This is a genomic window from Streptomyces sp. NPDC091209 (assembly GCF_044757755.1).
Lineage (GTDB): Bacteria > Actinomycetota > Actinomycetes > Streptomycetales > Streptomycetaceae > Streptomyces.
In genome coordinates, this window is record NZ_JBIVVR010000023.1 from 1 (window position 1) to 17020 (window position 17020).

The 17020-nt window shown below is 68.3% G+C and carries 13 protein-coding genes and 4 pseudogenes; 13 read left to right on the plus strand and 4 right to left on the minus strand.

Annotated features, from left to right (window positions below; all coding sequences use genetic code 11):
- The first annotated feature begins 382 nt into the window (after positions 1-382).
- Both ACIQRL_RS39385 and ACIQRL_RS39390 read left to right on the plus strand, forming a co-directional pair.
- On the plus strand, positions 383-958 hold the full coding sequence (locus ACIQRL_RS39385) for a TIGR03557 family F420-dependent LLM class oxidoreductase (RefSeq protein WP_401340882.1): 576 nt from the start codon (positions 383-385) through the stop codon (positions 956-958).
- Positions 959-1053: 95 nt separating this feature from the next.
- Positions 1054-1630: pseudogene (locus ACIQRL_RS39390) on the plus strand (cysteine hydrolase family protein).
- Between the two features lie 679 nt (positions 1631-2309).
- Here the strand turns inward: ACIQRL_RS39390 and ACIQRL_RS39395 are convergent.
- Positions 2310-2841: pseudogene (locus ACIQRL_RS39395) on the minus strand (alcohol dehydrogenase catalytic domain-containing protein).
- A gap of 165 nt (positions 2842-3006) precedes the next feature.
- Positions 3007-3885, minus strand: coding sequence for an SDR family oxidoreductase (locus tag ACIQRL_RS39400; RefSeq protein WP_401341051.1), 879 nt, complete (start codon positions 3883-3885; stop codon positions 3007-3009).
- Positions 3886-4402: 517 nt separating this feature from the next.
- Between ACIQRL_RS39400 and ACIQRL_RS39405 the strand changes: the two genes are divergently transcribed.
- Together ACIQRL_RS39405 and ACIQRL_RS39410 are read left to right on the plus strand one after the other, a co-directional pair.
- Positions 4403-6661: a catalase gene (locus tag ACIQRL_RS39405; protein WP_401340884.1), complete on the plus strand. Its 2259-nt coding sequence runs from the start codon at positions 4403-4405 to the stop codon at positions 6659-6661.
- Between the two features lie 190 nt (positions 6662-6851).
- Positions 6852-8321 (plus strand): aminotransferase class I/II-fold pyridoxal phosphate-dependent enzyme, encoded by a 1470-nt coding sequence (locus tag ACIQRL_RS39410; RefSeq protein ID WP_401340886.1) that lies wholly within the window; start codon positions 6852-6854, stop codon positions 8319-8321.
- A gap of 911 nt (positions 8322-9232) precedes the next feature.
- Here the strand turns inward: ACIQRL_RS39410 and ACIQRL_RS39415 are convergent.
- A complete protein-coding gene (locus tag ACIQRL_RS39415) occupies positions 9233-9595 on the minus strand; it encodes a helix-turn-helix transcriptional regulator (protein ID WP_401340889.1) in 363 nt (120 codons plus the stop codon).
- Between the two features lie 157 nt (positions 9596-9752).
- Between ACIQRL_RS39415 and ACIQRL_RS39420 the strand changes: the two genes are divergently transcribed.
- On the plus strand, positions 9753-10616 hold the full coding sequence (locus tag ACIQRL_RS39420) for an ANTAR domain-containing protein (protein WP_401340890.1): 864 nt from the start codon (positions 9753-9755) through the stop codon (positions 10614-10616).
- Between the two features lie 327 nt (positions 10617-10943).
- On the opposite strand, the gene ACIQRL_RS39425 is transcribed toward ACIQRL_RS39420, so the two are convergent.
- Positions 10944-11177: a hypothetical protein gene (locus ACIQRL_RS39425; RefSeq protein ID WP_401340893.1), complete on the minus strand. Its 234-nt coding sequence runs from the start codon at positions 11175-11177 to the stop codon at positions 10944-10946.
- Positions 11178-11220: 43 nt separating this feature from the next.
- On the opposite strand from ACIQRL_RS39425, the pseudogene ACIQRL_RS39430 reads away from it, so the two are divergent.
- The 8 genes and pseudogenes from ACIQRL_RS39430 to ACIQRL_RS39465 form a co-directional block, all read left to right on the plus strand.
- Positions 11221-11511: pseudogene (locus tag ACIQRL_RS39430) on the plus strand (sigma-70 family RNA polymerase sigma factor); the annotation flags it as partial.
- Positions 11512-12024: 513 nt separating this feature from the next.
- Positions 12025-12585: a hemerythrin domain-containing protein gene (locus tag ACIQRL_RS39435; protein WP_401340895.1), complete on the plus strand. Its 561-nt coding sequence runs from the start codon at positions 12025-12027 to the stop codon at positions 12583-12585.
- Between the two features lie 441 nt (positions 12586-13026).
- Positions 13027-13239 (plus strand): hypothetical protein, encoded by a 213-nt coding sequence (locus tag ACIQRL_RS39440; protein WP_401340896.1) that lies wholly within the window; start codon positions 13027-13029, stop codon positions 13237-13239.
- A 530-nt stretch (positions 13240-13769) separates the two neighbouring features.
- Positions 13770-14820 (plus strand): annotated as a pseudogene (locus tag ACIQRL_RS39445) (YihY/virulence factor BrkB family protein).
- Positions 14821-14982: 162 nt separating this feature from the next.
- Positions 14983-15465 (plus strand): phosphatase PAP2 family protein, encoded by a 483-nt coding sequence (locus ACIQRL_RS39450; RefSeq protein ID WP_401340898.1) that lies wholly within the window; start codon positions 14983-14985, stop codon positions 15463-15465.
- 93 nt (positions 15466-15558) lie between these two features.
- On the plus strand, positions 15559-15996 hold the full coding sequence (locus ACIQRL_RS39455; protein ID WP_401340900.1) for a phage holin family protein: 438 nt from the start codon (positions 15559-15561) through the stop codon (positions 15994-15996).
- Positions 15993-16442 carry a DUF3618 domain-containing protein gene (locus ACIQRL_RS39460; protein ID WP_401340902.1) on the plus strand — a complete coding sequence of 150 codons (450 nt, stop codon included), beginning with the start codon at positions 15993-15995 and terminating at the stop codon, positions 16440-16442. The genes ACIQRL_RS39455 and ACIQRL_RS39460 overlap by 4 nt, the downstream gene beginning before the upstream one ends.
- Before the next feature lie 4 nt (positions 16443-16446).
- Positions 16447-16713 carry a DUF4235 domain-containing protein gene (locus ACIQRL_RS39465; protein ID WP_401340904.1) on the plus strand — a complete coding sequence of 89 codons (267 nt, stop codon included), beginning with the start codon at positions 16447-16449 and terminating at the stop codon, positions 16711-16713.
- Positions 16714-17020: the final 307 nt, after the last annotated feature.

Genomic DNA, 17020 nt, shown 5'->3' on the forward strand with positions numbered 1-17020 from the left:
GAAGCCGCTGAGGGAGCCCGTACGGAGCAGCCACCGCGTCGTGGCGCCAACGCTTCGAACCTCAGGCCGCGTTGAACTGATGCGCGCGACCGTCGCACCCCTCAACTCACTGAGAGTCATCCAGGACAGCGTCGCGGTCGGCGATGCCGGCGGCTTCAAGGAAGACGGTGAGATCGAGGTCGCTGCATGCAGTGCCCAGGATCTCGTCCCGGCCCCTGCGGCGCAGACTCACTTTCCGACCGCCGGTGCGCGGCTCACGCCGGGTGCCCCCACGGGATCGCCTGGGACCAGTCGGCTGGCGGCCTCGTCAGGCCCCCGGGCCGCCGGGTACTCGGCAGCGCGTTCCCGGCGGCCGCGACCACGTGCTTCACAGGGAGAAGCGATGCCCGACTTCGGATACTCTCTGTCGTGCGAGGAGCACAGCCCGGCAGAACTCGTCGATCAGGCCCGGATGGCCGAGCAGTCCGAATTCGACTCCCTCTGGATCTCGGACCACTACCACCCGTGGAACGCCCGTGAGGGCTCGAGCCCGTTCGTCTGGACGGTGATCGGCGCCCTGTCACAGGCCGTTTCACTGCCGGTCGAAACGGCGGTGACCTGCCCCCTCGTCCGCACGCATCCTGCCGTGATCGCCCAGGCGGCCGCCACCAGCGCGGCCCAGCTGGGCGGCCGCTTCCGACTGGGGGTCGGCACCGGCGAGGCACTCAACGAGCACATCCTGGGCACGCCCTGGCCGGAGGCGTCGGTACGCCTGGAGATGCTGGAGGAGGCGCACCAGATCATCCGTCAGCTGGCGGACTCCATACCGTGCGGCGACGATCCCGACACGCACACCGAGGCACTGTCCGCGTTCGTCGAGGCGGGATTCGACACCGTCTACGTCAACCAGATCGGCAAGCACCAGCAGGGCTTCTTCGACTTCTACCGCACGAAGATCTTGCCGGAACTGCGCGGCTGACAGCGCCGGAACCACCCAACACCGGACGGACGGCGAAGACCGTGGAACAGGCCGCGGACACAGACACGGTGGGGCGCGCTCTCGTCGTGATCGACATGATCAACACATACGACCACGAGGACGCCGAGCTGCTCGTTCCGTCCGTCCGCCGGGTCGTACCCGTCCTGGCGGAGCTGATCGGCCGGGCCCGCGAGACGGACGTGCCGGTCGTCTACGCGAACGACAACTTCGGGCTGTGGCGCTCACACCACGGAGAACTCGTGGGACACCGCACTGGCACGGCCGCATGCCGACCTGATCGAGCCGATCAGGCCCGACGACGAGTCGCTCTTCGTCGTGAAGGCCCGCCACTCCGTCTTCTACGAAACGCCGCTCGCCTACCTCCTGGGACGGCTCGGTGTCGGCCATGTGGTGCTGACCGGTCAGGTCACCGAGCAGTGCATCCTCTACTCTGCGCTGGACGCACACATCCGCCATCTGGGGGTCACCGTACCCAGGGACGCTGCCGCCTCCATCCACCCCCACCTGGAGGAGGCCGCCCTGGAAATGATGGAGCGCAACATGGGCGCCCGCATCACCGTGGCGAAGGACATCGACTTCGCCCGACTGCACACCGACCCGGAGCACGCGCCTGGGCCCAGCCGTGCAGGACATCGACCGCCTCCTCCCTGATGAGCCGGGGACCTCCGTAGCCGATCGCTGCCGACAACGAGCCAGCCCGGCCCGTCACCCCCACCCAGCCGCGCGATCCCCGGCAGTCTTCGCAGACGGCGTGGGCGGGAGCGTTAGTCCCGGACGAAGGTCGGCCAACGTCCAGGTGTGTGCTTCGAGGCCGCCGACGAAGGGGGCACGGATCGGGTGGCGGGCGGAGGCGATGAGAGCGATCCGCAGGGGGATGCGCTTGGATGGCGTGCGCCGCTCGGTCGGCGTCACAACAATCTCGCGTAGAGGAGTGCGTGCTTTCCGGCGAGTTGGAGGCGTTCCGCCTGGCGTTGTGCAGGGTCGGGCCGCCAGGCGGGCCGCTTCTGGTAGGCAGCGAGCACTGCCTCCCGTAGCGACGTCGCGTCCAGTCCCTGCCGGTCATGCCCGTAGGAAAGGCAGGGCCTTTGCTGTGGGTAGAACCCACACGACGGGGCAAGGACCGTAGTCACCAGGTCGTGGCATACCTCCAGCCATCCCGAATGGGTGCGATGGTCGCGAGCAGCGGATTCAGGCACAGCTACCTCCTCGTTCTGTCACGCCTGGACCGCATCCGCTCGGGACGTTGTCCATGCAAGGCGGGTTGGAAGTGGGACCAAGTCGGCATGGGTTGGGAAAACAAGCTCGGGGGTAACCGCCGGGCGTCAGTGCTTCATGGATGGAGGAGGGTTTTGATCATGCCGTTCCGCTTCGCCTGAAAGGCTGCGTATGTGCCTGCGGTGCCTCTTCCAACGGCAGGTGATGGGTGGCAAAGCCGTCCACGCCGAGGACGTCTTTGTCGGTGAGGAGGGGGAGGATTTCTGGTACCCAGCGCTGGCCTGGTCCATTCGGAACTGGATCTGCTTGTCGAACATGCGCAGCAGCGGCAGGGGGTCCATGGCTCCGCCGTATACACCGGAGAGGGAGACGGTGCCGCCGCGGCGTACAAGATCGATTGCCGCGTGGAGGGCGCCGAGCCGGCCCAGGCCGACCTTCTGCATGAACGGCTGGGCCAACGCGTCGGGGAGCAGGCCGGTCGCCCATTGGGCAGCCTTTGGGCCCACCTCCTCTACGGTCCCCATCGCTTCGTGGCCAAGGATGTCGCCCGGATCCAGAAACGGCCCGAGGACTTCGGACAGATGTAGGTCTGAGCCACAGATGCCGGTTGAGGCGATCCGCACGATCACGTCGTCGGGTTGTTCCATGACAGGGTCGGGGACCGTCTCTACTCGGACGTCCCGTCAGCCTTGCCAGGTCAATGCACGCATGCTGTTCACCCCTTCACTAGTCCCGTGTGGCAGTGACGATGACGGCCCGGCTGGCCGTCGGCGTAAGACGGCGCGGCTCTCCTTCAGCCATCCTGATCTGCTCTAACCGATGGGTTGGCCGCCGGTAGCGTTGACGATCTCGGCGGTGATGTAGCTCGCCTGGGGCGAAGCGAGGAAGACATAGGCGGGGGCCATTTCCGCGGGCTGGGCCGGGCGCCCCAGTGGGGACTGCTTTCCGAACTCCGCGGTGTCCGGCATGGTCGCGGGAATCAAGGGCGTCCAGACCGGTCCCGGCGCGACAGCGTTGACGCGGATACCGTCCGCGGCGACCATCTGGGCCAGCCCTTGGGTAAAGGTCGCGATGGCTCCCTTGGTCATGGCGTAGTCCAGCAGGTGCGGACTGGGCTGATACGCCTGGACCGAGGTGGTGTTGATGATCGAACCGCCTCGCGGAATGTGGGGCAGCGCCATCTTCGACAGCCAGAACATGCCGTACAGGTTGGTGCGCACCACGCGGTCGAACTGCTCGGTGGTGATCGCCGCGATGCCGTCCGGCTGCGACATCTGATAGGCGGCGTTGTTGACGAGGATGTCGATGCGGCCCCATTCCTCCACCGCGCGCTCGACCAGCCTGCGGCACTGGTCCTCCTCCCGGATGTCGCAGGGGACAGCAACCGCTGTGCGGCCTGCGTCCTGGATGAGGCGGGTGGTCTCCGCGGCCTCGTCGCCCTCCTCGGAAAGGTGGGTGAAGAGCACGTCGGCGCCTTCCCGGGCGAAGGCCAGTGCGACGGCGCGCCCGATGCCCGAGTCCCCGCCCGTCAGAACCGTCTTGCGGTCATGAAGTCGTCCCGAGCCCCGGTAGGAGTCCTCACCGTGATCGGGCGGCGGATCCATGGGACCCGTCCAGCCCGGATGCTCCTGATCCTGCTGCGGGAAATCCGGCTCGGGCTGCCGGGGCTGCGAACGGGCACTGTCAGACAACGGTTCGTCCTTTCTGGGCTGAGCAGGATGCGCTGCGCTTACACCGACTGACACTCCGAGCTACATACAGGTGGGTTTCTGCCGTTTTGCTCCGTGGGGACATTCTGTCCGTGGAGAACGGAGTGCCCTCCTCCAATTGATCCATTCAGGCTCTGCGGTATCTGCCTGGCGCAGCTCGATCCCGCCCCTACCGCAGGCCCGTCATCAAGACCACGTCTGAGGGCCGAAGCCCGACACGCCAGCGCCGCGCCCCACGGCGCCTCCGGGTCGGGGGCAGAAGGGCGACCGTCCCGTCCACGGGTTTGTCGGCAGAACGCCGGCATGGGTCTGACTAGCGCTGCGCCTGGGCGTCGACCTATCGGGTGAACCTGCGCCTCACGTTGGGGAGGCGCAGGCGTTGCGATTGCGGAATCGGGTACTCAGCGGATCTCACGCTCCTGTCATCGCGACGGGACGTCGTTCCTCTGTCTTCCCTCAGTGATCGGAAACTCCCGTGAGTGCCAAGAAGAAGAACCCCGTGGCAGCAGCAGCCGACAAGGTCGCCGAGAAGGTCCAGGAGATCGCTCACCCCGGAAACGAACTCCCCGGCGCGCCGGCCCCCGTGCCGCCCCCCGTGGACGAGCCGACCGAGCCGGCCGGCCCGCTGCCGCCCAAGCCCGATCAGCGCGGCCCGGACACCTACAGCCCCACCGGGCAGGCGACGGGCATCCCGCAGGCCGAGGGGGCGCAGGCCGGTGAATTCCTGACCACCGCGCAGGGCGCACGACTGTACGACACCGACCACTCACTGAAGGCAGGGCCGCGGGGCCCGGTGCTGCTGCAGGACCACCACCTGCGCGAGAAGATCACACATTTCGACCACGAACGCATCCCGGAGCGGGTCGTGCACGCCCGCGGCGCAGCCGCCCACGGCGTCTTCCACGGTTACGGCACAGCGGAAGGGATCAGCAAGGCCGCGTTCCTCGGTAAAGATGTCGAGACGCCGGTCTTCGTGCGCTTCTCCACCGTGCTGGGCTCGCGCGGCTCCGCGGACACCGTTCGGGACACCCGGGGCTTCGCGACGAAGTTCTACACCACGGAGGGTGTCTTCGATCTGGTCGGCAACAACATCCCGGTGTTCTTCATCCAGGACGCGATCAAGTTCCCCGACGTCATCCACGCCGGCAAGCCGCATCCCGACCGGGAGATCCCGCAGGCGCAGAGCGCCCACGACACGTTCTGGGACTTCGTCACGCTGCACACCGAGGCCACCCACCACACGCTGTGGAACATGTCCGACCGGGGCATCCCGCGCTCGTACCGGATGATGGAGGGCTTCGGCGTCCACACCTTCCGCCTGGTGAACGCCGGGGGTGCGACCACGCTGGTGAAGTTCCACTGGAAGCCGAAGCTGGGCGTGCACTCCCTGGTGTGGGAGGAGGCCCAGATCACCGCAGGCGTGGATCCCGACTTCCACCGCCGGGACCTGGCCGACGCGATCGAGTCCGGCGCCTACCCGCAGTGGGAACTGGGCATCCAGACGTTCCCGGACACCGATGACCAGATGTTCGAGGGCATCGACCTGCTGGACCCGACGAAGATCGTGCCGGAGGAGCTGGCGCCGGTCCAGCCGATCGGACTGCTCACCCTGAACGGCAACCCCTCGAACTACTTCGCCGAGACCGAACAGGTCGCCTTCCACGTCGGCCACCTCGTCCCGGGCATCGACGTCACCAACGACCCGCTGCTCCAGGGCCGGCTCTTCTCCTACCTCGACACCCAGATCAGCCGGCTCGGCGGTCCGAACTTCGGGCAGCTGCCGATCAACCGCACCCACGCGCCGGTCAACGACATGCTCCGCGACGGCATGCACCAGAGCGCCGTCCACCACGGGGTCGCCCCCTACCGGCCCAACTCCCTCGACGGCGGCTGCCCCTTCCTCGCCGGCGCCGACAACGGCGCCTACATCGAGGTCCCCGAGCCGCTGCCCGCGGCGACCAAGGTGCGGGACGCGGCAGCCTCCTTCGACGACCACTTCACCCAGCCGCGCATGTTCTGGCTGAGCATGACACCCGCCGAGCGGGAGCACATCGTCGCCGCCTACACCTTCGAGCTCAGCAAGTGCTGGGAAACAGCGATCAAGGAACGTGCCCTGAAGGTCCTGGCCAACATCGACGCCGAACTGTGCGCCCAGGTCGCAGTCGGCCTCGGCCTGCCCGCCCCCGCGCCGACCGTGACGCCGGTCGACCCCCTGCCCAGCCCGGCGCTCTCCCAGCTCGGCGGCACCTGGCCCCTGGACGGCAGGATCATCGGCATCATCACCGAAGGCGACCAGGACCTGAGCGAAGTACGGTCGGCCCGGCAGGCCGTCCTCGACGCGGACATGGTGCCGCTGGTGATCGCCCCCACCGGGGGTGTCCTCGACCCGGACGGCGAACCCCTCACCGTTCAGCGCACCTTCGCCAATGCCCGCTCCACGGAGTTCGACGCCCTGCTGCTGGCGGGCGCACCCGCGATCGGAGCCGACGCCTATGGAGCCCGAGACGCCAAGGTCGACGACGACGTCGCCATGGCCGTAGGCATCGACTCGCGCGTGCTGCTCATGCTGATGGAGGCCTACCGCCACGGAAAGGCCCTCGGGGCATGGGGCGACGGCACGGAGGCACTGGCCGCGGCCGGTATCGCGCCCGACTCCCCCGGCGTGGTCAGTGCCGACTCCGGCGCCACCACACTGGAGCAGCTCGCCGAACTGCTGGGCCGCCACCGCGCCTGGAACCGCTTCGCCCCGTCGGTCTGACCCGCCTTGCCACGGCTCCTGCCTGGCCAGGCCCCGAAGCAGAGGCCCAGCGCAAGATGGCCGAACCAGGATCGTGAGACCGGCTCTTGACCGAGGAGTTGGCGCCTCCCAATGTCGTATGCCCCCGCTCCTCGGGTGCACCGCTTCGAGTGGGCGAGATGGGGAGCCGCCTTTCGGGAACTGCTGACATATGGCTCTGAACCACGATGAGGCGCCGGTCCTCGATGCGCTCGCCCGCTATCACGATGTCGACGAACTGGGATTCACGCCCCCGGGCCACAAACAGGCACGCGGCGCGGACCCGCGGGCGCGAGCCGTACTCGGGGACGCCGTCTTCGGTGACATTCTCGCCAACGGGGGTCTGGACGACCGCCTGGCCCGTGGCGGTGTTCTGGAACGGGCGGAAAGCCTCATGGCCGATGCCGTCCACGCCGAGCACACGTTCTTCTCCACGTGCGGCAGTTCTCTGTCGGTGAAAGCCGCCATGCTGGTGGTGACCTGTCCCGGCAACCGACTTCTGGTGGGCCGAGACGCGCACAAATCGGTGATCGCCGGACTCATCCTCTCCGGCGTGCAGCCGGTGTGGGTGGAGCCCCAATGGGACGCCGAGCGGCACATCGCTCATCCGCCCTCAGCGGCTTCCTATGCCAAAGCGTTCGCGGAACATCCCGATGCTGACGGCGCCCTGGTCACCAGCCCGACGCCGTACGGTGCCGCCGCCGACCTCGCCGCCATCGCCGACATCTGCCACCGCCGCGGCAAACCACTCATCGTCGACGAGGCGTGGGGCGCGCACCTGCCCTTCCACGACGACCTGCCGAGGTGGGCGATGGACGCGGGCGCGGACATCTGCGTGACCAGCATCCACAAGATGGGCAGCGGCCTGGAACAAGGCTCCGTGTTCCATCTGCAGGGCGATCTCATCGATCCGGCAGAACTCGCATCGCGGGCTGACCTGCTGGGCACGACCAGCCCGAACGTCCTGCTCTACGCGGGCATCGATGCCTGGCGCCGACAGATGGCCCAACAGGGCCGCACCCTCATGGGCCGCGCCCTGGAACTGACGGGCCGCACCCGAGCGGCCATCGAGGCGATCGACGGCTTCCACGTCAACGACGCGGCCGACTTCTGCGGCCCCCACCTCGCCGCGGACTTCGACCCCCTGCCCGTCGTCATCGACATCAGCGAACTGGGCACCACCGGCTACCGCGCGGCCGACTGGCTGCGCGCCCACCACCATCTCGACCCCCACCTGACCGATCACCGACGTATCAGCGCACAACTCACCCACGCCGACGACGAAAACACCACCAACCGCCTGCTGATCGCCCTGCGCGACCTGGCCGAGCACGCCGACGCCCTGCACGACGCCTCCCCGGTCGCGCTCCCCGCACCCGCTGATCTGCGCATGGAACAGGCACAGCTGCCCCGCGACGCCTACTTCAGCCGGCATGAAACGGTCTTGACCGTCGAGGCCTGTGGCCGGATCGCCGCAGAAATGATCACGCCGTACCCGCCGGGCATTCCAGCCGTCCTGCCCGGCGAACGCCTGACCGAGCCAGTCCTGCACTACCTGACCTCGGGCGTCACAGCCGGCATGTTCCTGCCCGATGCTGCCGACCACCGTCTCAAAACCATTCGGGTAGTCGCCGAAGACTGACCCTCGGGCAGCTGCCTCCAGCCTCAGGCAGTGGAGGCCGGTCGTGCATGTGCATGGCGATAGCCCCCGCTGCCTGTGGTCCAGGTCCCCCGGTGTAGTGCCTGGGGCCCTGCAGTGCGCTTCAAGAACACGCGCGAGGGCGCTAGGCGGGACGGACCTCCACCGCCCGGGCGGGCCGCCGGAATCTCCCCACGGCCAGTGGCGTCGCTGCGCCACTGGGAAAGCCGCATTCCTCGTGCTCTCGTGGTCGCTACGAGGGCCGCTCCCGACGTGGGCCGTGCGGGAGCGTTCGGCGCCGTGCTGACGCTCTTGGGCAGGGGCATCCGGGGAAGCATAGGAAGAGGCACCGCCATCGCGATCAGCCCGATCACCACCAGCGTCACCTTCCCCATGATCATGATGAGAGGCATGGCCCCAGTCCATGCGTAGTTCGGGCGGCTCAGGATGGGAGATGCCGGAGATGCCGTTTTCTGCGGGCGGTGTCTCGCCGGGCTCGAGGCCCGGGATCGGGTCCGGGAGTCGTCATGGCGCGCTCTCTTCCCGGTACTCGCCGGTGATGCCGTGGCCGGGATGCCGGTGATGCGCTCGTCCTTCCGGAAGGGGGGCATGCTACTTTCCCCGCAGCTCGGCTTCCCAGGCACCCGGTGGCGTCCGCTCCCCCGCGGCGGGCCCGGCACGGGCCGGCGGCCTTTCACGCGCCTGTCGGACGCCGCGGGTTGGAAGGGCTGGCACGCGCCCCACAACGGGGCAAGGCGCCGGAGACAAGGCGCTGTGCCCGTGGGTGTGAGCGGGACTCGACCAGCGGCGCAGCAGCCGTGATCTTCTGTTCCAGCGGGAGCGGAGACGCCCGCGAGCGACTCGCCCCCGGGGAAGTCCCGCAAGCCGCTCGCGTCCTCCTGCGCGCCGGGGCCTCAGAGCCCGGCGTCCTCCCCCTGCGTGGCACGCGCAGCGGCGTCTGCGGAATCGTGAAAGGGGTCGTCGTGGTGGGCGAGCATCTTCAGTAGCTCCGCCACCGACAGTCCCTGCTCCGAGGGGTGGCGCAGGAGGGTTCCCTGCGGGATGCGGTACGTGTTGGACCGGCCCTCGCGCGTGCGCGTGAGATACCCGTCGGCCTCCAGATCGGAAATGATCTTCTGGACAGCGCGCTCGGTCAGCCGGCAGCGGGCGGCGATGTCGCGGATCCGGGCGGTGGGGTCTTGCGCGATCACGGCCAGCACACGGGCGTGACTGGTGAGGAACGTCCATCCCGTATGCGGCTCAGGCACTTCTACCATCCCCTCAGCATAGGGCGCCTAATTCACGTTTACAAAAGAATGAAATAATTTTCAGGTATTGCTTGACGGGTTATGCCTGGGGAGCGCAACCTGAAGCCGGGGAACATACACGGGCCGGACCAAAGGTCTCCGGCAGCGCCTCACCGAGGGCAGGATCATGTACGCACCACTGGTTGACCGCCCCGCGGTACAGGGTTTGGCGATCGATACGCAGTCCCATGCCGGACGCGTCCTCCTCACGATCCGCGGCGAACTCGGGCTCGGTACGGCCCGGGCGCTGGAGACAGCCCTGGGCCATGCCCTCAAGAGCAGCTTCCGCGGCGTAGATCTGGACTTGGGCGAAACGGCATTCTGCGACTGCGCGGCTCTCAACGTACTGATCGCCGCAAGGCGGCACGCCCTGGACCGGCACAAGACCCTTACCGTCCGATTCGCCAGTCCTACGGTGCTGCGGCTGCTGACCCTCACGGGGACGCTTCCGCTGTTCGCGCCGGAAGACCACGAGCCGGCCCCGCCTCATCTCGATGGCAGCACGCCAGGGGAGCATGCCCTGAACCGCGACGAGCAGGAACTGCGCAAAGAGGTCGCCCAGCTTCGCCGCGCCATGCAGACGCGGCCCGCCATCGACCAGGCTCGGGGCATGCTGATGGCGTCTTTCGGGCTCACTGCCGAGGACGCCTGGACCGTGCTGCTCAGCGTTTCCCAGAACACGAACACCAAACTCCACCGGGTCGCCGAGGATGTGGTGACCACCGTCCAAGGCGGGACGCTGTCCGGCACGGTGCGCCGGCACGTGATTGCGGCGGTGACCGCGCTCAGAGCGGCGTCGGAGCCGGAGCCGTGCCGGGACGACGCGGCGCCCCCGCCCGCAGTACAGGCCGCGCAGGAGGGAAGGCGAGCGCGAGCCCGGAGCAGCCTGCTGAAAGAGGCACCGACCGGCCGCCTGCAGCGGAAAGGGGCCTGTCCGGGGCGCGATGGCGATCAGCCCGACGGGGCCAGCGCCCGGCGCACGAGGGTCTGAGCGGTGGACCCTAGCCCGTTGCCCTGACCAGCCACGTAGGCGCCCGGCTCGTGTGCGCTTCGGACATGCCGATACGGCCCACCTCGGCGAGCATGCCGGTAGCTATTTCGATGGCGGCCTTGGTGACGACGGCGGCCTGGATACGGTTGTCGACCTCGGTGGGCCGCAGCAGGTCCGTTACCAGTGGATGAGCCTGCCCCGTAGATGGGACAGGGCTTCCCCAGAGCGGCGACAGGCCTTGTCCTGCGTTTCCCGCGGGAAGCGGAGCGTCGCCTTGGCCCACCAATGCACTCCCCACGGGCACGCCTTCCACCACCCAGCTCAAGATCAACCGTTGCGCACGCCCAGAACGACGCAGCACGCTGGCCGCGGGCAGAACTCCGGAACCGAAGACCGCGCAGGGTGAGTGGTTGAGCGGGACGTCCCGCGACGAGGGGGCGTGCCCCGAACCCGGGTTGGGGTCCGGCAACGAGTCCGGTGGACACGGCCGGCGGTGTCGGTGGCTTCGGTGGTGATGATGGTGCAGGTCATCAGCCAGGCGCCTGGATCATCGTCCTGCATGGCCGTCTGGTCGCGCCAGTATGCGTACAGCCCGGCGAGCGTCTCTTCCTCCCTCGACGCCGCGATCAGCACCGGCGACGAGTGGGAGACCGCGCTCGCCGACTACATCGGATCCGACGACGCCACCCTCGAACTCGTCGAAAACTTCCACGCCCTGGCCCCCATGATCTCCTCCCTGGACGAGCGCGAACGGCAGATCATTCACATGCGGTTCGTCGACGAATGCACCCAGGCCCAGATCGGCGAACACCTGGGCATCTCCCAGATGCACGTCTCCCGGCTCCTCAAGCGCACCCTCGCCAAACTTCGCGAAGGCCTGCTCACCACCCAGTGAGCCGAGCCCTGTCCGTCTGCGGCTGACGCCGTTTCATCAAAGCTCGCATTCCGGTGGCCACTCCGCTGCGCGAATGGCGAGGACCTGACTTCTGCTGCCCGGTCAAAGCCGTGCGCGTCCAGCTCGAAGAGTCCATTCCCGCACCCAATGTGGTCGATCAAGCCATCGGCGTCGTCCTCGTCCTCGGACACCGCCCACGGCGAGGCCGGGCTACAGGCCGCCGAAGCACGTCTCGCGCAGGGGCCGCGCCTCGTCAAGCCGGTGGGGCACGGCGGGCCGTGATGACGTCCTCGGATGGCGAGGCCTCGCCCGGCGGACCGGACCGGCAGACCGCGCACCTCGCACGGTGGGACGGACAGGGGTTCGGGTTTCGCTGGTCTCGAAGGCCCAGGTCTCATTGGCCCGACCGCTTGTCTCCAAGGCGGCCGTGCGCGTGTTGCAGGGTCGTTGGGGCACCCGCCGTGGAACGGTGGGCTGGCTTCGGCTCACGCACAAAGGGAAGGCAGTTCGCTTATGGGACACGGCGGGAATGTGATCGCGGAGCTCACCACCGACCACCGAGAGGTCGATGAACTCTTCGGGAAGATCGAGGCTCAGCCCGTCGGACACGAGCAGCGCCGCAAGCTGGCCGATGAACTGACCATCGAGCTGGTGCGCCACTCGGTGGCCGAGGAGATGCACCTGTACCCGGCCGTACGCAAGTACGTCGACGGCGGGGACGACATCGCGGACAAGGAGATCGCCGACCACTCCCAGGTGGAACAGCACCTCAAAGACCTGGAAGGCCTGCGTGCGGACGATCCGCAGTTCAATGACCTGGTGGCGAAGCTGAAGTTCGAAGTGGCCGAGCACGTACGCGACGAAGAGAACAGGCTGTTCCCCCTACTCGAGGCCGCCTGCACCCCTGAAGCCCTGAACGAGCTGGGCGACAAAGTCCGCAGTGCCAAGAAGACCGCACCGACCCGCCCGCATCCCTCGGCCCCCAACACCCCGCCCGGCAACAAGCTGCTGGGCCCCGGCACCGGACTCGTGGACCGGGCACGCGACCTCCTCACCGGCCGCGGCAAAAGCTGAACACTCCCGTTGTCCGCCGTGTGGCCGCTCCGGCCACAGGGCGGACAAGTGCGCGGTCATATGGCGCCGTCCCCGTCCGACGCGGGCTTCACCTTCCTCCTCTAGATGAACCCCGCGGAGGAAGCCGGGCGCGCATGCCCTTCGGGCGCCTCCGAGCAGCGAGTGATCACCACCCGCACCATTAGCTCCGGGAGGACGCCAGGCGCCCACGACTGGACCGGGGGGCCGGCTACGGCCGCTTGTACGACGTCAGCCCGGGCCGGGGGTGCGGCAGCGCCCCGCCGGCGGGGCGTCACGTCCGCCGCTGCAACAGTGACGGTGCTTCGTGAACTTGCCGAGCCGGAGGCCGACGGCTTCGGCTGGGAGGTACAACGGCCGAGGCACCAGCGCGGCCGCCGCGACGATCCTCGCCTACGCGCTCGACCTCGGCGACCCAGGAACATGGGGTCCGGGTACGCGACCTACCCGGAAGACGAGGTGCTGGCGCAGCTCCGGGAGGACTTTTGCGACGACGTCCTGTCCCAACTCTGTGACCAGTGGCGTCTTCGCCGCGGCGTCGTCCTGCGCTGGTCACTCGCCTGGTACCTGCAGCGTGGCATCGACAAGGTGCCCGCCGCCGTGCGGGAGCTCCCGCCGCTCCAGGGCCAGTCCTGAACGATGGGCAACCCGAACACGGCGCGTACAGGCGCCTCCCTGTGGGCCCACCTGGTCGATGCTTTCCACGGACGGAACACGCCGAGTTGCCAGACGACGACGATCGACAGCCCTGCGGCGCAGATTGCCTCGCGCAGGTGATCGCGAGTGAAGGTCGCTTCGAGATTGGGGAAGTCCGTGAAGCCGTTGTCGAGCGCGGGTCGGTCCATGACGCTGACGACGACCGATCACCGGCCACGTCGCAGGCCGTCCTGCGACGAAAAAGGGGTGTTTTGAGCTGCGGGAACGGGGTTACTCACGTCCGTGCGGCTCTGGTGCGCCGCGGAATGGGGAACCCCTGAAGGGACGGTCAGGGGAATCGCCGGTGGGGGCCGGCGAAATGACGGCGTCGGCCCGTTCCGGAACCCTCGGGAACCGGAACGGGCCGACCCGACGCTCCCTCCAGGTGCTCACCCGAGTGACGTTCCCGCCTGGCGATCACGTTCGATACTCGGCTGCTCCAACTCTCCGAGCCGGGGTACCCAGCCAACATGGCACGATTCAATCTTAATAACCGCAAAACAGACAAAACTGGTGACGATGCCCTGTCTCCTGAGGCAGCGGGCCCAGAACCCGAAGTCGAGGAGCGGGCGCCGAGTAGGCCGACGGAGCTGCCCAAACAGGCGTGGGGCAAGGTCCTGTCGGGGAGTCTGCGGGAGTTCAAGAAGGACGAGCTGACCGACCGGGCCGCGGCACTGACCTACTACGGGGCGCTCGCTCTGTTCCCCGCCCTGCTGGCCCTGGTCTCCCTCCTGGGCATCACCGGGAAGTCGACCACCGACAAGGTCCTCGACAATCTCAAGCAGCTCGCCCCCGGCCCGCGACATCCTCACCCGCGCCGTGGAGCAGCTGCAGGGCAACGCCGGCATCGGATCGATCGTCGCCATCGTCGGGCTCGTCGCGGCCATCTGGTCCGCCTCCGGGTACGTCGCGGCGTTCATGCGCGCCGCCAACGCCGTCCACGACATGCCGGAAGGCCGCCCGGCCTGGAAGATTCTGCCCGTACGGGTCGGGGTGACCGTCGTGCTCATGGTGCTGGCGATCGTCAGCGCGCTGATCGTGGTCTTCACCGGCGGCCTGGCCCGCCAGGCCGGCACTGCCCTGGGCGTCGGGGACAGTGCGATGACGGTGTGATCGATCGCCGAATGGCCCGTCCTGGTAGTCCTGGTCACCATCATGATCGCGATCCTGTACTGGGCCTGCCCCAACGCCAAGGTGAAGGGCTTCAAGTGGATCACCCCAGGCAGCTTCCTGGCCCTGGTGATCTGGATGATCGCCTCCGCCGGCTTCGCCTTCTACGTCGCCAATTTCGCCTCCTACAACAAGACGTACGGCACGATGGCCGGCGTCGTCGTCTTCCTCGTGTGGCTGTGGATCAGCAACCTGGCGATCCTGCTCGGCCTCGAGTTCGACGCAGAGGCCGTACGCCAGCGGGCCGTGGCCGGCGGTCACCCGCCCGACGCGGAGCCCTACACGCAGCCGCGCGACACCCGCAAGTGGGACGAGGACGACCTACGCCGCATGGGCCAGGGCGATGAATAGCCGGCTCCGGAGAGCAGGCATGGGCGGGCGGGTGTGCAAACCACCGCCTGGGGATACCCGCTGGTCATGAAACTGACGGCGGATGTGCGTACAGCGGATCGGCAGCTGACCCCGCGGGCAGCCGGCCGCATCCCGCCAGGCGTCGGACGGATGCTGTCGGCGGTGGAGAAGACCGCGGAGAGCAGCAAGCTGTGGTGCGGTGCGGCATTCGTCATGGGCGCCTTCGGCGGGCGGCGCGGACGCAGATCCGCCATAGCGGGGCTTACGGCGCTCGCTGTCGCACAGCTGGTCTCCAACGGCGTCGGCAAACAGCTGGTCGACCGGCCACGCCCGCCCAAGGAGTGGATCGACCACGACGAAGTCGAAGACCGGCCTGCCTCCTCCTCCTTTCCGTCGGGCCACACCGCCGCCATAGCTCCCCTGTGGCCGCTGGCCGCAACAGCCTGCGCGATACCAGCCGCCCTGGTGGCCGTCGAGCGCGTGCAGTCGGGGGCCCACTACCCGACGGATGTCGCCGCCGGCGCACTGATCGGACTGGCCGGAGCCCGGCTCACCCGGCATGTCCCGCCCCTGCTGCGGCACGTGTTGCAACCGCCTCGCACCGTCCCGCAGCTTTGGCTCAGTGCCGCTCGTTCTCTCTTCTGAACTGCGCGGTTCGGGGTACTCGCCCCCTCACCAGAGCGCGGGCGGTCTCGGCAGCCCGGCTGACAGGAACAGGAGATCGCAGGAGGTGATCGCATGTCGAGTACACAACCGCACAACCCCAGCTCAGAGCCTCACGTGAACGGCGGAAGGCAGGAGCCGGTGGGCCAGCTGGTCCAGCAGGCCTCCCAGCAGCTGACCGAGCTGGTGCGCGGCGAGATGAAACTGGCGCAGGCGGAAATGAAGGAGAAGGGCAAGCGCTACGGCAAGAGCGGCGGCCTGTTCGGCGGCGCCTCGCTCGCCGGATTCCTGATGCTCCAGGCCTTCGTCGCCACCGCCATCGCGGCCCTCGACCTCGTACTGCCGCTCTGGGCGGCAGCCCTCATCATCACCGCTGTCCTCGGCGTGATCGCCGCCGTCCTCGCCCTCACCGGCAAGAAGCAGGCCGCGAAAGCCTCCCCGCCCACCCCCGAAAGCACGATCGAGAACGTCAAGGCCGACGTCGCTGAGATTAAGAGGAGCGCACACCGATGACCCACACCCCTGCCGACCAGCACAGCACCCCTACCCCGGCCGAGCTCCGCGAACAGATGGAGCACACGCGGCACGAACTCGGCGACACCGTTCAGGCCCTCGCGGACAAGACCGACGTCAAGGCCCGTGCCCGGCAGAAAGCCGGCCAGCTGAAGGACGACGCGGTCGCCAAGGCCAGCGAGCTGAAGGTTCAGGCCACGAAGGCCACCTCCCAGGTCCAGGACAAGCTGCCCGACTCCTTCAAGGAGAAGGCAGCCCAGGCCGCCGGACAAGCCCGCGCCGCAGCTCTCCAGGCCGGACGGACATGGGAAGAGAAGGCACCCGCCCCACTGCAACAGAAGAGGGCACAGTCTGCGCAGCTGGCGCGGGAGCACCGCACCCTGCTGCTGACCGTCGCCGCAGGCATCACCGTGCTGTGGCTGGCCGGCCGTATCAAGAAGGGCTAGACAGATGAAGGCCTCGAAGATCGTCTACAAGCCCGTCGGACTCGCCATGGGAGCCGTCAGCGGCGTGATCGCCGGGGCCGTCTTCAAACAGGCATGGAAAATGTTCGCCCACGACAAGGACGCCCCCGACGCCACTGACGAGGGCCGCAACTGGGGCGAGGTGATCCTGGCCGCCACTCTCCAGGGCGCCATCTTCGCCGCAGTCAAAGCCATCGTCGACCGCACCGGCGCCGCCACCACACGCAGCCTGACCGGCACCTGGCCCGGCTGACAACGGATAGACGGGGCCGACGACAACCCGGCGGTCGGCCCCTGTCCGCAGACTGCCCTCTGCCTGCCTTCTGCGGGGACCACCCGGTGCGGGTCCGCGCATGAGTGGGATGACTGCCTTGGCGAGCGCGGGTCTAGTCGGTGGGGGCGTCGAGTTCGAACCAGACCGTCTTGCCGGTCTGCGGGGGAACGCAGCCCCAGTCGCCGGCGAGCATGCCAAGGAGCGCGATGCCACGCCGCCCTCGGCGTCCTCGGCGACCGCGCCGCGGACCGGCTCCGAGACGGCGACGTCCTCCACCTCGCAGCGC

Excerpts from the sequence above, each read along its gene's own strand:
- ACIQRL_RS39385 (WP_401340882.1), top strand. The coding sequence starts at position 383 with ATGCCCGACTTCGGATACTCTCTGTCGTGCGAGGAGCACAGCCCGGCA.
- ACIQRL_RS39440 (WP_401340896.1), top strand. The coding sequence starts at position 13,027 with ATGGGGTCCGGGTACGCGACCTACCCGGAAGACGAGGTGCTGGCGCAG.
- ACIQRL_RS39460 (WP_401340902.1), top strand. The coding sequence starts at position 15,993 with ATGACCCACACCCCTGCCGACCAGCACAGCACCCCTACCCCGGCCGAG.
- ACIQRL_RS39420 (WP_401340890.1), top strand. The coding sequence starts at position 9,753 with ATGTACGCACCACTGGTTGACCGCCCCGCGGTACAGGGTTTGGCGATC.
- ACIQRL_RS39455 (WP_401340900.1), top strand. The coding sequence starts at position 15,559 with ATGTCGAGTACACAACCGCACAACCCCAGCTCAGAGCCTCACGTGAAC.
- ACIQRL_RS39410 (WP_401340886.1), top strand. The coding sequence starts at position 6,852 with ATGGCTCTGAACCACGATGAGGCGCCGGTCCTCGATGCGCTCGCCCGC.
- ACIQRL_RS39425 (WP_401340893.1), bottom strand. The coding sequence starts at position 11,177 with ATGCAGGACGATGATCCAGGCGCCTGGCTGATGACCTGCACCATCATC.
- ACIQRL_RS39465 (WP_401340904.1), top strand. The coding sequence starts at position 16,447 with ATGAAGGCCTCGAAGATCGTCTACAAGCCCGTCGGACTCGCCATGGGA.
- ACIQRL_RS39415 (WP_401340889.1), bottom strand. The coding sequence starts at position 9,595 with ATGGTAGAAGTGCCTGAGCCGCATACGGGATGGACGTTCCTCACCAGT.
- ACIQRL_RS39435 (WP_401340895.1), top strand. The coding sequence starts at position 12,025 with ATGGGACACGGCGGGAATGTGATCGCGGAGCTCACCACCGACCACCGA.